Origin of the sequence: Nocardioides xinjiangensis (assembly GCF_017916385.1) — a bacterium.
In the GTDB taxonomy this organism is placed as follows: domain Bacteria; phylum Actinomycetota; class Actinomycetes; order Propionibacteriales; family Nocardioidaceae; genus Nocardioides; species Nocardioides xinjiangensis.
Map to the genome: position 1 here is coordinate 60,982 of NZ_JAFMSW010000001.1, position 13,248 is coordinate 74,229.

The window sequence follows — 13,248 nt, forward strand, 5'->3', positions numbered from 1 at the left end:
ATCGAGGACGTCATCCGCGACCTCTACTCCCGCGGCGCCTGAGCCGGCGTCCCCAGGGCGCGGTCAGCCGCCGACCCGCAGGGCGCGTTCGGCGTCGAGCTCCGGCGAGGTGAGCGGCTGGCGCTCCAGCAGCAGCAGCGCCCGGTCGTCGTCGCCGCGCGGCACCTTCTTGAGCACGCGTCGCGGCATGCCGGTGAAGCCGCGCGCGTCGACGGCCTGCAGGGCGACCTGCCGCAGCCAGTCGATGCCCTCGTCGAGGTCGCGGTCCGCTGCCTCGATGACGCCGTCGGTGTAGAACATCAGCGCCTCGCCGGGGCGGAGCCGGCCCGTGCTCGGGGTGAACTCCGCCTCGTCGATGACACCGAGCGCCATGCCCCGCGCGTTGTCGATGGACCAGCCGCGGCGGTCCAGGTGCCAGTGGAGGGCGGGCGGGTGGCCCGCGCTGGTGATCGTGTAGTCGCCGGTGACGAGGTCGACCTTGATGTGCACGGCGGTCGCGAGCGACTCGTCGGACTCCTGCCGCAGCAGGAACGCGTTGGCCGCGGCCATCATCTGGGCCGGCGGCAGCGCGCCGATGAGGCCGCCGAGCGCGCCCGCGAACTGCAGCGCCTGCGGTCCCACCGAGGTGCCCTTGCCGCACACGTCGACGAGCGCCATCTCCAGCCAGCGTCCCTCACGCAGGTCGGCCACGAGGAAGTCGCCGGCGTAGCTCGGGCCGTTGGCGGTGATCGTCGCCGACTGCGAGCGCCAGCCGTTGGGCAGCGGCGGCACGACGCCCTGGCGCTGGAGCCGGTCGCGCAGCTGGGTCAGCACCGCCTCGCTCAGCGCCATCGGCAGGCCGGAGCGCTGCCGGCTGGACTGGTAGATCGCCAGCAGCAGGGCCAGGCCGAAGATCGTCAGCGCCGACGTGCGGCTCGCGGTGGCGAAGTCGGTGTCCAGGGAGGTCCACACCGAGACGGCGCCCAGCACGAGCGCCAGGACCAGCAGCGGCACGAACCGCAGCAGCATCGTGCCGACCATGAGGAAGAGGAACCACATGGCGACCGGGACCACGACCTGCACGGCCGCGCCGAGGAGCGTCGTCGTCGCGACCATCGCGACGAGGACGGCGAGCAGGAACCCCTGGCTCCCCCGGGACCCGGTGCGCCACCCGGCGACACGCTGCCGGACGTACGACGAGACGCCGCCCAGCACGGTCCCCACAGCACTCGACACGGCCAAAGGGTAGGTCCGGTCGGCCACGCGCCGAGGCCGAACCGGCAAAGTCGCCGCGGCTGGATAGGCTCCCGCCCATGCCCCTGGTCCCGCTGCAGGCAGACATCCTCGGGCCTGACTACCGGGTGGAGACCATCTCGCTCCCGCCCGACGACGAGGGGCCGGTCGTCGCCACCCTCGTGAAGCTCGAGCCGGCCCGTCCGACCGGTCGTGCCGTGCTGCACGTGCACGGGTTCGCCGACTACTTCTTCCACACCGAGTACGCCCAGTGGTGGGCCGCGCGCGGCTACACCTTCTACGCGCTCGACCTGCGCAAGTACGGCCGCTCCCTCCGCGAGCACCAGACTCCCCACTACGTCGCCGACCTCGCCGAGTACTTCGCCGAGATCGACCTCGCCTGGTGGCGGATCACCACGCGCGACGGTCACCGGCGCGTCATCGCGTCCGGCCACTCCACCGGCGGCCTGACCGTGCCGCTGTGGGCGCACGAGCGGCGACCCGACGAGCTCGCCGCGCTCGTGCTGAACTCGCCGTGGTTCGACATGCAGGGCGCCGCGTGGCTGCGCAGCCCGGCGGCCCGCCTCGCGATCGAGCGGATCGGCACGAGCCGGCCCAGGCAGCAGATCCCCCGGCGGATCAGCGGGGTCTACGGCCGCTCGCTGCACCGCGACCACGGCGGCGAGTGGGACTACGACCTCACCTGGAAGCCGCTCGAGTCGCGGCCGGTCCACGTCGGGTGGCTGCGCGCCGTGCGGCGCGGCCACGCCATGCTGCACGCAGGGCTCGACATCGCCTGCCCGACGCTCGTGCTGTCCTCGGCGCGGTCGCACTTCGGCGAGCAGACCGAGGAGACCGCGGCGACGCACGACATCGTGCTGGACGTGCAGCAGATCCGGCACTGGGCGTCGTCGGTCGGGCGGCACGTCACCTCGGTCGCGATCGAGGACGCGATCCACGACGTGGTGCTCTCCCGGCCCCACGTGCGCGCCCGGGCGTACGACGCGTTGGCGACGTGGCTGGACGCCTGGGTGCGGCCCGACGCGGACCGCGCGGGCTCAGACGAGGAGGACGGCGAGGGCCACGATCCCGACCACGGCGATCACGGCGCGTAGCAGCACCGGCGGGAGCCGGCGGCCGACGCCGGCGCCGAGCTGACCTCCGACCACCGAGCCGAGGGCGATCAGGCCGGCCACCGCCCAGTCGATGTCGGCGACGCCGACGAACACGGCCGCGGCCACGGCGTTGACGAGCAGGGCCAGCACGTTCTTGGTGGCGGTGTGGCGCTGCATGGTGTCGGCGACGCCGATGCCGAGGACGGCCATCAGCAGGACGCCCTGGGCCGCCCCGAAGTACCCGCCGTAGACGCCGGTGGCCGCGACGGCCGGCCAGACCCACCACACCCCGTGGTCGGGGATGCCGCCGCGTGACTCGGCGCGGGCGGCGACGGAGCGCTGGATCCGCGGCCCGAGCAGGACGAGCAGCACGCCGAGGGCGATCAGCACGGGGACGATCGCGTCGAAGGCGGACGACGGCAGCCACAGCAGGAGCAGCGCGCCGGCGATCCCGCCGAGCAGGGACGCCGAGCCCAGCCGCACGATCCGGGCGCGTTGGCCGGCGAGCTCGCGGCGGTAGCCGACGACCCCGGACAGGCTGCCGGGCACGAGCCCGACGGTGTTGCTGACGTTGGCGGTCACCGGCGGCACGCCGAACGCCAGCAGGGTCGGGAACGTGATCAACGTTCCCGACCCCACCACGGTGTTGATGGTGCCGGCCGCGACCCCCGCGAGGGCGACCAGCACGGCTTCGGTCGGACTCACTGGCCGGCGGACGCCCCCGGGTCGGTGGGCTCGCCTGCCGGACCGCTCGGACCCTGGAGCCGGTCGGTCTCGGTCGCGGTCGCCGCGGGGTCGATGGAGCGCGCCGTACGGCCCGGGTTGGCGGCGTTGGCCGCCTCGGCGATGGCCGCCTGCACGGCCTCGCTCGTGGCCCGGGTCTCCGGGTCGTCCGACGACCTCGGCAGCTGCGGCTCCGAGGGGCCCATGTCCACGCGCGTGCGCGGCGTGGCGTCACGGGGGATGCCCGCGACCTCGTGGATGGAGGAGCCCAGGCCCTCGAGCGCCTTGGTGATCTCCGAGGGGATCACCCACACCTTGTTGGCGTCGCCCTCGGCGATCTTCGGCATCATCTGGAGGTACTGGTAGGCCAGCAGCGACTGGTCGGGCTGGCCGTCGTGGATGGCCTGGAAGACCGTCTGGATGGCCTGTCCCTCACCCTGGGCCCGCAGGATCGCGGCCTCGCGGTCGGCCTGCGCACGGAGGATCTGCGACTCGCGCTCGCCCTCCGCGTTGAGGATCGCGGACTGCTTGTTGCCCTCGGCGGTGAGGATCGCGGACTGTCGCTGGCCCTCGGCGCTGAGGATCAGGGCGCGCTTGTCGCGGTCGGCGCGCATCTGCTTCTCCATCGCGTCCTTGATCGACGGCGGCGGGTCGATGCCCTTGATCTCGACGCGGTTGACGCGGATGCCCCACTTGCCGGTCGCCTCGTCGAGCACGCCGCGCAGGCCGTTGTTGATCTCCTCGCGGGAGGTCAGCGTCTGCTCGAGGTCCATGCCACCGACGATGTTGCGCAGGGTGGTCATGGTGAGCTGCTCGACGGCCTGGATGTAGTTGGCGATCTCGTAGGTCGCCGCCACCGGGTCGGTGACCTGGAAGTAGATGACGGTGTCGATCGACACCACCAGGTTGTCCTCGGTGATCACCGGCTGCGGCGGGAAGCTCACGACCTGCTCGCGCAGGTCGATGAGGTAACGCACCTTGTCGATGAACGGCACGACGATGTTGAGTCCCGCCGGCAGCGTCCCCTTGTACTTGCCGAAGCGCTCGACGATCGCCGCTCGTGCCTGGGGCACGATCCGGACCGTCTTGGCGAGCATGACGACGACGAACAGGATGACGAGCAGGAACAGGACGAGCAATGCGGTCGGCACTGGTCTCCCCCGATCTCGTGTGGGCTGTGTGTGCTGGTGGTTGCGTGGGCAGTGGGTTGTCGCGTGGGTCCGGCGTGAGCCCTGGGCCGACGCTCGTGGCTGGCCTGAGGTCCGGTCAGGGCTCGAGCGTCGCCACCGGGTGGACGTAGGCCGTGGCGCCCCTGATCTCCAGGATCTCGACGGTCTCGCCCGGGGCGATCCGGAGGTTCTCGTCGTAGGGCAGGGCCGTCCAGATCTCGCCGGCCGCCTTGATGCGACCCGGCGCGAGGCCGGTGATCTCCTCGGTCACCATCCCGCGGGTCCCGACGAGCTTGCCGTGCCCGAGAGCCAGCTCGGGGCCGGAGTGCAGCCGCTTGACGAACGCGGGTCGGACGAAGGCCAGCATGGCGACCGACGCGCCGAGCGCCGCGAGGACCTGCACGAAGATCGGGAGGCCCAGGAGGGCGGTGACCATGCCGATCACGGCGCCGGCCGCGAGCATCGCCAGGATCAGGTCAAGGCTGAACATCTCGGCCACGCCCAGCGCGATCGAGAGAGCCAGCCAGGTCTCCCAGAGGTGGTCACGGAACCAGTCCATGACACGACCCTATCCACTGCCCGATCCACCGCCCGCAGGCGTCAGGGCCCCGTGACCCGGTCGCCGGGTCGTCGGCGTGCGGCGAAGCGGTCGTCGGCACGGCTCAGCAGCAGCGGCATGCCGAAGGTCTCCGACAGCGTCTCGGCCGTGACGACGTCCTCCACGGGACCGGCGTCGACGACCCGGCCCTCGCGCAGCAGCAGCGCGTGGGTGAACCCGGGCGGGATCTCCTCGACGTGGTGGGAGACCAGGACCGTGGCGGGTGAGTCCGGGTCGAGGGCCAGCCGCGACAACGTCGCCACGAGGTCCTCCCGGCCACCGAGGTCGAGGCCCGCGGCCGGCTCGTCGAGCAGCAGCAGCTCGGGGTCGGTCATCAGCGCACGCGCGATCTGCACCCGCTTGCGCTCGCCCTCGCTGAGGGTGCCGAACGTCCTGTCCAGCAGGTGGGCCGCGCCCACCTCGGCCAGCAGGCCGGCGGCGCGGTCGTGGTCGAGGTCGGCGTACTGCTCGCGCCAGCGGCCCACGACACCGTAGGACGCCGAGACGACGACGTCGCGGACGAGCTCGCTGCGCGGGATCCTGTCGGCGAGCGCGGCACTGGTCAGCCCGATGCGCGGACGCAGCTCGAACACGTCGGTGGTGCCGAGCACCTCGTCGAGGATGCCGGCGACCCCGGACGTCGGGTGCAGCTGGGCGGCCGCGACCTGCAGCAGCGTCGTCTTGCCGGCGCCGTTGGGCCCGAGGACCACCCAGCGCTCGTCCTCCTCGACCAACCAGCTGACGTCGTCGAGCAGGAGCGTCGTGCCACGGCGGACCGTGACCCCGGCGAGCTCGATGACGGCGACCACGTCGCTCACCCTATCCAGCCGCGTCCGTGGCGCCGGTCCTGACACGGCGGTGGCGGGACGACGGGTAGCCTCGCCGGCGATGTCGCCCTCTCCCGCGTCCCCGGCCGCGACCCTGCCGCACGCGGCCCGGCTCGCGTGGTGGCTGACCGCCTGGCTGCGCGGCCACGAGCAGACCGACCACGTGCTCGACGTCCTCGCCGACGACACCCACCTGCTCGCCGGCGGCTCGGCGCTCGACCTGCTGGCGCGCTCGCGCGCGACGGGGGCGACGCACGCCGGGGTGGCCCTGCCGGTCGACGGCGACCTGCTCGGGCTCGGCGGGCCGCGCGACTTCAACGCCGCGGCCCTCGAGGCGGGCCAGGCCGTGGTGGTCGGGGACCTCGGCCTGGTGCCGGAGGAGCAGGGCGAGACGGTCCAGTGGCGGGTGTTCGCCGCGGCCCGCCGCCAGCTGCCGGACGTCGGGGAGGCCGACCGGTCCCTGCGGCAGACGCTGCTGTCCACGGCCGGCGACCTCGCCGACCTCGACGTCGCCCGGTGGCGGCCCGAGGCCGCAGACGCGTTGATGGACCTCCACCACCGCCCGGAGCTCGACGCGCCGCTCGGCACGCCGCCCCGGTGCCTGGAGCTCGCCGCCCGCGGGCTGCAGGCCTGGGCGATCGTCGACCTGGCCCTCGCCGACGACGGCGGTGCGCTGTCGTCCTACGAGATCGAGCGGCGTCGCGGCCTGCTGCAGCCGCTCGGGCGGGCGGCGCGTGGGGCGGTCGTCGCGGCGTGCTCGGCCGAGGTGTGGCCCGAGCACTGACGGACCGCTCGAGGCGCGGACCCGGCAGCGGGTTGCCGGGCCGCGAGGCTAGCCTTCGTCGCACCATGGAAGACGAGCCGAAGACCCTCCTCGTCACGCTCACGGGCAAGGACCGCCCGGGCGTCACCTCGACGATCTTCGCCGCGCTCGCCGGCGCGGGCGTCGAGGTCCTCGACATCGAGCAGATCGTGCTCCGGCGCCGCCTCGTGCTCGGCATCCTGGTCACCGCGCCGCGCGACTGGAAGAAGCTGCGCGACGTCGTCGAGCGCACCGCCGCGGAGCTCGAGATGAGCGTCGAGGTCGACCGCGGCGCGGGCGACAACCGCAGCCGCCCCGGCGACCGGTCGCACATCACGATCATCGGCAGCCCGCTGAAGGCGTCCGCGATGGCCGCCGTCGCCGGGCGCATCGCCGACTCCGGTGCCAACATCGACAGGATCGAGCGGATGGCGCGCTACCCCGTCACGGCCATCGAGCTCCACGTCTCGGGCGCCCCGGCCGACACGCTGCGCCCGCTGCTCGCCGTCGAGGCCGTCAAGCAGGGCATCGACCTCGCGGTGCAACGTGACTCGCTGCACCGGCGTGGCATCCGGCTCATCGTGATGGACGTCGACTCCACGCTCGTCCAGGGCGAGGTGATCGAGATGCTGGCCGCGCACGCCGGGCAGGAGGCCGAGGTCGCGCGGGTCACCGAGGCGGCGATGCGGGGCGAGCTGGACTTCGAGGAGTCGCTGCGCGAGCGGGTGGCGCTCCTCGAGGGGGTGCCCGCCTCGGCGCTCGACGAGGTGTACGACTCCATCGTGCTGGCCCCCGGAGCGCGCACCATGGTGCGCACCCTGCGTCGCCTCGGCTACCGCTTCGCGATCGTCTCGGGGGGCTTCACCCAGGTCACCGACCGCCTCGCTGCCGACCTCGGCATCCACTTCGCACGGGCCAACGAGCTCGAGATCGTCGACGGCCGCCTGACGGGGCGCATCGTGGGCGACGTCGTCGACCGCGCCGGCAAGGCGGCGGCGCTGCGCGAGTTCGCCCGCGAGGTCGGCGTCCCGCTCGACGCGGTGATCGCCATCGGTGACGGCGCGAACGACCTGGACATGCTCAACGCCGCAGGGCTGGGCATCGCCTACAACGCCAAGCCCATGGTCCGCGACGCCGCCGACACGTCCGTCAACGTCCCCTACCTCGACGCGATCCTCTACCTCCTCGGCATCTCGCGGGAGCAGATCGAGGACGCCGACGCCGCGGTCGGCATCGTCACCCCCGCTCCGCCCCTCCTGGGCTGACCCCGACCGCGACGCAGCCGCCGATCTCCTCGTCCACGACGACGTGGGCGGCCAGGCCCGCGCGCTCCATGGCAGCGGTCGTCAGGGCGGCCTGGGCAGGACTGGTCTCGATGAGGAGCACCCCATCCGGCGCGAGCCACGCGGGTGCGCCCGCAGCCAGCCGCCGGTGCACGTCGACGCCGTCGGGACCGCCGTCCAGCGCCTCGCGCGGCTCGTGGTCGCGGGCCTCCGGGGGCATCCGGGCGACGGCGTCGCTCGGCACGTAGGGCGCGTTGGCCGCGACGACGTCGATGCGCCCCGCCAGGTCGCGCGGCAGGGCGTCGTAGAGGTCGCCCAGGTGCAGCGCGGCCCCGGGCGCGTTCTGCCGGGCGCACGCGAGAGCGGCGCGGCTCAGGTCGGCGGCGTGCACCTCCGTGCCGGCCCCGACGCGGGCCCCGACGCGGGCCCCGACGTCGGTCTCGAGGCAGGCTGCGACCGGCGCGACCCCGCTGCACATCTCCACCACCACGAGCGCCCCACCGCCGCGGGGTGCGGCCCGTGCTGCCACCTCGGCGAGGGTCGTGCGGGCGAGCAGCTCCGTGCGGCGGCGCGGCACGAAGACCCCCGGCGCCACCACGAGCCGGCGCCCGAGGAACTCCACCCAGCCGAGCACCAGCTCGAGGGGCTCACCCGCGACCCGGCGCGCCACCAGGTCGTCGAGCTGCGCCGGCGACCCGGCCGCGCCCGTCAGCAGCGCCGCCTCCTCCTCGGCCCACACGCACCCGGCCGCGCGCAGCAGCCCTGCCACCTCGACCGGCCCGTGCCGAGCGCTCATCCGGCCCCGACGTAAAAGGCCTCGAGCCGACCGGTGCCCGGACCGAGGCCGCTCCACGGGACGGCCACCGAGAACACCGCCAGGGCGGCGGGCGGGAAGCCGCGGGTCAGCATGCTGGTCGTCGCGCCGGCGTCGCCCTCGCCGTCGTCGACCAGCTCGGCGAGCGTCGCCATCGTCGGGTTGTGGCCGACCACGACGAGGCACCCGACCCCGGCGTCGGTGTCGCGGAGCAGGTCGAACGCCGAGTCGGCACCGGCGGCGTAGAGGCCGGCGGAGTGCTCGGCCGGACAGCTCCAGCCGGCGCCGGCGGCGACCTGCTCCCAGGTCTGCACGGCCCGCGTCGCGTCGGAGACCAGCGCGGCGTCGGGACGTACGCCCCGGTCGTGCAGCCAGCGTCCGGCCTCCGCGGCGTCCGCGCGCCCCTGCGACGTCAGGGTCCGGGCGTGGTCGGAGGGCGCCATGGCCGCGGCCGTGGCATGGCGCACCAGCACCAGCCGTCGTACGTCCTCGCCCGTCACGTCGCTCCCCTACCCCGCTCGCGGCTCCTGCATCCCCGCACCTTTGCAGCCGCTAGCCTGCCTGTCATGCCCAAGGGTCCACTCATGATCATCGGTGGCGCCGAGGACAAGGTCCGCAAGCCGACCATCCTCGAGCACTTCGTGGCCCTCAGCGGGGGCCCGGACGCCCGCATCGCCGTGGTCCCCACCGCGTCCTCGCTGGGTCGCGAGGTCGTCGAGGTCTACGACGCGCTGTTCAGCAAGTTCGGGGCGGCCCGCGTCGACGCCGTACGCCCCGAGTCGCGCGAGGAGGCCCACGACGCGTCCCTGGTGGAGGTCCTCGACAAGGCCACCGGGGTGTTCATGACCGGTGGCAACCAGCTCAAGCTGTCGTCGATCGTGTGCGGCACGCCCGTCGGTGAGGCGATCCTGCGCGCCCACGAGCGCGGCGCGGTGGTCGCCGGCACGTCCGCGGGCGCGAGCATCCAGTCCTCGCACATGGTCGCCTTCGGCGTCGGCGGGTCGACGCCGAAACAACGGATGACCCAGGTGGCGGCGGGGCTCGGGCTGGTCGACGCTGCCGTGATCGACCAGCACTTCGACCAGCGCAACCGCTACGGCCGGCTGCTGATGATCGTCGCGCAGAGCCCGCAGCTGCTGGGCATCGGCGTCGACGAGGACACCTGCGGTCTCGTGGAGGACGTCGACGGGGAGAGGGTGATGCGGGTGCTGGGCCGAGGGGCCGTCACCGTCTTCGACGGCTCCCGCATGGTCTCCAACGCCCACGAGGCGAAGCGGTCCGCGCCGCTGCTGGCCAGCGGCATCGTCTTCCACACGCTGCCCGAGGGGACGGTGTTCAACCTCTCGACACGCTCGCTCGTGCCGCAGGACGCGGTCGTGGACCCGGAGGACGCCGAAGAGCTCGCCGAGGCCAGCCGCGACCTGCGCCAGCTGGCGCGCGACATCGCCGCCGCCGACGCCGCGCCGGCCGCCATCCGGCGTCGCCTCCGGATGCGGCGCCCGCGGACCGCGCCCGTGGCCACCCGACCCACCGAGCCCAGCCAGCCGACCGAGCCCACCGAGCCCACCGAGCCCACCGAGCCCACCGAGCCCACCGAGCCCACCGAAGGAGATCCTGCATGAGCGAGCGCCCCACGCCGGACCTGGAGATCGTCGAGACGCGGGTCTACCGCGGTCCCAACGTGTGGTCCTACGACAAGTCGATCCACCTCGTGGTCGACCTCGGGTCGCTCGAGCAGTTCCCCACCAGCACCCTCCCCGGCTTCACCGACGCTCTCGTCGCGATGCTGCCCGGCCTGCGGGAGCACTCCTGCTCGCGGGGGCGCCGCGGCGGCTTCCTGGAGCGGCTCCACGAGGGGACGTGGCTCGGCCACGTCGCCGAGCACGTCGCGCTGGCGCTGCAGCAGCTGGTCGGCCACGACATCCGCCGCGGCAAGACCCGTCAGGTCGCGGGCGTCCCGGGGCGCTACAACATCGTCTACGGCTACATCGAGGAGAACGTCGGCCTGACCGCCGGCCGTCTCGCCGTGCGCCTGGTCAACCACCTCGTGGAGGGCGACCCCGACTTCGACTGGGAGACCGAGCGCGACGACTTCATCCGCCGGGCCGAGCGGACCGCGTTCGGCCCCTCGACGCAGGCGATCGTCGACGAGGCCGTCTCCCGCGACATCCCCTGGATCCGCCTGAACCAGTACTCCCTCGTCCAGCTCGGCCAGGGCGTCCACGCCAGGCGGATCCGGGCGACGATGACGTCCGAGACGTCCTCGATCGCCGTCGACATCGCCTCCGACAAGGACCTCACCACCACGCTGCTCGGCGCGGCCGGTCTGCCGGTGCCCAAGCAGGAGTCGGTCCGCACGGAGGACGGCGCGGTGGCCGCCGCCCGCCGCATCGGCTACCCGGTCGTGCTCAAGCCGCTCGACGGCAACCACGGCCGCGGCGTGTGCCTCGACCTGCAGGACGAGGCCGACGTACGCGCTGCCTTCCCGGTCGCGCACGGGCAGTCGCGCCGCGGCAACGTCATCGTCGAGTCCTTCGTGACGGGCAAGGACTACCGGTGCCTGATCATCGACGGCCGGATGGTCGCCATCGCCGAGCGCGTCCCCGCGTCGGTCACCGGTGACGGCACGTCGACCGTGCAGGAGCTCGTGGACCTCACCAACGCCGACCCGCGTCGCGGGGTCGGCCACGAGAAGGTCCTGACCCGCATCAAGGTCGACGAGGCGGCCGTGGAGGTGCTCGCCGACCAGGGCCACACGCTCGACTCGGTGCCGGCCGAGGGCGAGATGATCAAGCTCGCGCTGACCGGCAACATGTCCACCGGCGGCATCTCCATCGACCGCACGTTCGAGGCCCACCCCGAGAACGTCGAGATCGCGGAGGAGGCGGCGCAGATGGTCGGCCTCGACATCGCGGGCATCGACTTCATCTGCCCCGACATCACCCAGCCGGTGCGCGAGACCGGCGGCGCGATCTGCGAGGTCAACGCCGCCCCCGGCTTCCGGATGCACACGCACCCCACCATCGGGGAGCCGCAGTTCATCGCCAAGCCGGTGGTCGACATGCTCTTCCCGCCGGGCGCGACGTCGCGGATCCCGATCGTCGCGGTCACCGGCACCAACGGCAAGACGACGACGAGCCGGATGATCAGCCACATCTTCAAGGGCATGGGCCGCAAGGTCGGCATGACCTCCACGGACGGCGTCGTGATCGACGAGCGGCTGCTCATCCGCGCCGACGCGTCGGGGCCCCGCTCGGCCCGGATGGTCCTGCAGAACCCGCGCGTGGACTTCGCCGTCTTCGAGGTGGCGCGCGGCGGGATCCTGCGCGAGGGCCTCGGCTACGAGCGCAACGACGTCGCCGTCGTGCTCAACGTGCAGCCCGACCACCTCGGCCTCCGCGGCATCGACACCGTGGAGCAGCTCGCCGACGTGAAGGCGGTGATCGTCGAGGCGGTGCCGCGCGACGGCCACGCCGTCCTCAACGCCGACGACCCGCTCGTGCGGGAGATGCGGCGCAAGTGCTCCGGGCAGGTCGTGTGGTTCTCGATGGCCGAGCCCGGCAGCGAGGCGCGCGAGATGATCGACGCCCACTGCCGCCGCGGCGGGAAGGCGATCGTCCTCGACCCCAGCGACCGCGGCGAGATGATGGTCGTCCTGCACGGCCGCCGCGCGATGCAGCTGGCGTGGACCCACCTGCTGCCGGCGACCTTCAACGGCCGGGCCCGCATGAACGTCCAGAACGCGCTGGCCGCGGCGGCCGCGGCGTTCGCGGCCGGCGCGCCGCTGCACGACATCCGGCAGGGCCTGCGCACGTTCTCGACGAACTACTACCTCTCCCCCGGGCGCCTCAACGAGGTCGACGTCAACGGGGTCAACGTCATCGTCGACTACTGCCACAACGCACCGGGCATGCGGATGCTCGGCGACTTCGTCGACCGGGTCGGGGAGTCGCTCGAGTCCTCGCACGACCTCGCCCGGCCGTCGCGCATCGGCATCATCGCCACCGCCGGCGACCGCCGCGACGAGGACATGCGCGAGCTCGGCCGGATCGCCGCGCAGCACTTCGACGTGTGCATCGTGCGCGAGGACGTGGCGCTGCGCGGCCGCGAGCGCGGTGCGACGGCGGAGCTCGTGATGGACGGCGTGCGTGCCGCGATGGCCGAGGGTGCCCGCTGCAAGCAGGCGGAGCTGGTGCTGGAGGAGATCGAGGCGGTGCGCCACGCCATGAGCCGGGCCAACCGCGGCGACCTCGTCGTGGTCTGCGTCGACAAGCACGCCGAGGTCATGGCGGAGCTGGAGAACTGGTCCGACGTCGCGCAGGCGGGATCGGTGAGCAATCCCGACGCCCCGTCGGCGGACCCCGACTACACGCCCTCGACCGCCGGCGTCTGAGCCGCCGCCTGGCGCCGCGGGCGGTGCGTGGACGGCACGCCGCCTGCCGCCGCGGGCGGTGCGTGAGGCAGGTTCTGAGCCCCCGGAACATGCCTCACCCACCGCCGCCGCCGCGGGCGGTGCGTGGAACAGGCTCTGAGCCCCCGAAACATGCCTCACCCACCGCTGCCGCCGCGGGCGGTGCGTGGAACAGGTTCTGAGCCCCCGGAACATGCCTCACTCACCGCTGCCGCCGCGGGCCGGTGCGTGAGGCAGGTTCTGAGCCCCCGGAACATGCCTCACTCACCGCCGCCGCCGCGGGCCGGTGCGTGA

The 13,248-nt window shown here is 73.3% G+C and carries 12 protein-coding genes; 5 read left to right on the plus strand and 7 right to left on the minus strand.

What is annotated here, in order from left to right; translation table 11 throughout:
- Positions 1-63: 63 nt before the first annotated feature.
- Positions 64-1,215: a PP2C family protein-serine/threonine phosphatase gene (locus J3P32_RS18330; RefSeq protein ID WP_210437557.1), complete on the minus strand. Its 1,152-nt coding sequence runs from the start codon at positions 1,213-1,215 to the stop codon at positions 64-66.
- Between the two features lie 77 nt (positions 1,216-1,292).
- Between J3P32_RS18330 and J3P32_RS00335 the strand changes: the two genes are divergently transcribed.
- Entirely contained in the window at positions 1,293-2,327 is a 1,035-nt protein-coding gene (locus J3P32_RS00335; protein ID WP_246849840.1) for an alpha/beta hydrolase, read from the plus strand.
- On the opposite strand, the gene J3P32_RS00340 is transcribed toward J3P32_RS00335, so the two are convergent.
- The 4 genes from J3P32_RS00340 to J3P32_RS00355 all read right to left on the minus strand — a co-directional run bounded on the left by J3P32_RS00340 (position 2,271) and on the right by J3P32_RS00355 (position 5,626).
- Positions 2,271-3,032: a sulfite exporter TauE/SafE family protein gene (locus tag J3P32_RS00340; protein ID WP_210437558.1), complete on the minus strand. Its 762-nt coding sequence runs from the start codon at positions 3,030-3,032 to the stop codon at positions 2,271-2,273. The two genes, J3P32_RS00335 and J3P32_RS00340, sit on opposite strands and share 57 nt — an antisense overlap.
- Positions 3,029-4,147, minus strand: a complete 1,119-nt coding sequence (locus J3P32_RS00345) for an SPFH domain-containing protein (RefSeq protein ID WP_246850164.1) — start codon at positions 4,145-4,147, stop codon at positions 3,029-3,031. The genes J3P32_RS00340 and J3P32_RS00345 overlap by 4 nt, the downstream gene beginning before the upstream one ends.
- 169 nt (positions 4,148-4,316) lie before the next feature.
- The gene (locus J3P32_RS00350; RefSeq protein WP_210437560.1) at positions 4,317-4,778 is read right to left on the minus strand and encodes an NfeD family protein; all 462 of its coding nucleotides are present in this window, start codon (positions 4,776-4,778) and stop codon (positions 4,317-4,319) included.
- A 41-nt stretch (positions 4,779-4,819) separates the two neighbouring features.
- The gene (locus J3P32_RS00355) at positions 4,820-5,626 is read right to left on the minus strand and encodes an ABC transporter ATP-binding protein (protein ID WP_210437561.1); all 807 of its coding nucleotides are present in this window, start codon (positions 5,624-5,626) and stop codon (positions 4,820-4,822) included.
- A 79-nt stretch (positions 5,627-5,705) separates the two neighbouring features.
- Between J3P32_RS00355 and J3P32_RS00360 the strand changes: the two genes are divergently transcribed.
- Entirely contained in the window at positions 5,706-6,428 is a 723-nt protein-coding gene (locus J3P32_RS00360) for a hypothetical protein (protein ID WP_210437562.1), read from the plus strand.
- Between the two features lie 65 nt (positions 6,429-6,493).
- Positions 6,494-7,711, plus strand: a complete 1,218-nt coding sequence (serB, locus tag J3P32_RS00365) for a phosphoserine phosphatase SerB (RefSeq protein ID WP_210437563.1) — start codon at positions 6,494-6,496, stop codon at positions 7,709-7,711.
- Here serB and J3P32_RS00370 read toward each other — a convergent pair.
- The gene (locus J3P32_RS00370) at positions 7,683-8,525 is read right to left on the minus strand and encodes a putative protein N(5)-glutamine methyltransferase (RefSeq protein WP_210437564.1); all 843 of its coding nucleotides are present in this window, start codon (positions 8,523-8,525) and stop codon (positions 7,683-7,685) included. The genes serB and J3P32_RS00370 overlap by 29 nt on opposite strands.
- On the minus strand, positions 8,522-9,043 hold the full coding sequence (locus J3P32_RS00375; RefSeq protein WP_210437565.1) for a SixA phosphatase family protein: 522 nt from the start codon (positions 9,041-9,043) through the stop codon (positions 8,522-8,524). Before J3P32_RS00375 ends, J3P32_RS00370 begins: the two co-directional genes overlap by 4 nt.
- A 66-nt stretch (positions 9,044-9,109) precedes the next feature.
- Here J3P32_RS00375 and J3P32_RS00380 point away from each other — a divergent pair, with 66 nt between their 5' ends.
- The gene (locus J3P32_RS00380) at positions 9,110-10,165 is read left to right on the plus strand and encodes a cyanophycinase (protein ID WP_210437566.1); all 1,056 of its coding nucleotides are present in this window, start codon (positions 9,110-9,112) and stop codon (positions 10,163-10,165) included.
- On the plus strand, positions 10,162-12,936 hold the full coding sequence (cphA, locus tag J3P32_RS00385) for a cyanophycin synthetase (protein ID WP_210437567.1): 2,775 nt from the start codon (positions 10,162-10,164) through the stop codon (positions 12,934-12,936). The genes J3P32_RS00380 and cphA overlap by 4 nt, the downstream gene beginning before the upstream one ends.
- The last annotated feature ends 312 nt before the right edge of the window (positions 12,937-13,248 follow it).

What these genes read in the sequence shown, in the direction of transcription:
- J3P32_RS00380 (WP_210437566.1), top strand. Translation starts at nt 9,110, where the DNA reads ATGCCCAAGGGTCCACTCATGATCATCGGTGGCGCCGAGGACAAGGTC.
- J3P32_RS00345 (WP_246850164.1), bottom strand. Translation starts at nt 4,147, where the DNA reads ATGCTCGCCAAGACGGTCCGGATCGTGCCCCAGGCACGAGCGGCGATC.
- J3P32_RS00350 (WP_210437560.1), bottom strand. Translation starts at nt 4,778, where the DNA reads ATGGACTGGTTCCGTGACCACCTCTGGGAGACCTGGCTGGCTCTCTCG.
- J3P32_RS00370 (WP_210437564.1), bottom strand. Translation starts at nt 8,525, where the DNA reads ATGAGCGCTCGGCACGGGCCGGTCGAGGTGGCAGGGCTGCTGCGCGCG.
- J3P32_RS00360 (WP_210437562.1), top strand. Translation starts at nt 5,706, where the DNA reads ATGTCGCCCTCTCCCGCGTCCCCGGCCGCGACCCTGCCGCACGCGGCC.
- J3P32_RS00335 (WP_246849840.1), top strand. Translation starts at nt 1,293, where the DNA reads ATGCCCCTGGTCCCGCTGCAGGCAGACATCCTCGGGCCTGACTACCGG.
- cphA (WP_210437567.1), top strand. Translation starts at nt 10,162, where the DNA reads ATGAGCGAGCGCCCCACGCCGGACCTGGAGATCGTCGAGACGCGGGTC.
- serB (WP_210437563.1), top strand. Translation starts at nt 6,494, where the DNA reads ATGGAAGACGAGCCGAAGACCCTCCTCGTCACGCTCACGGGCAAGGAC.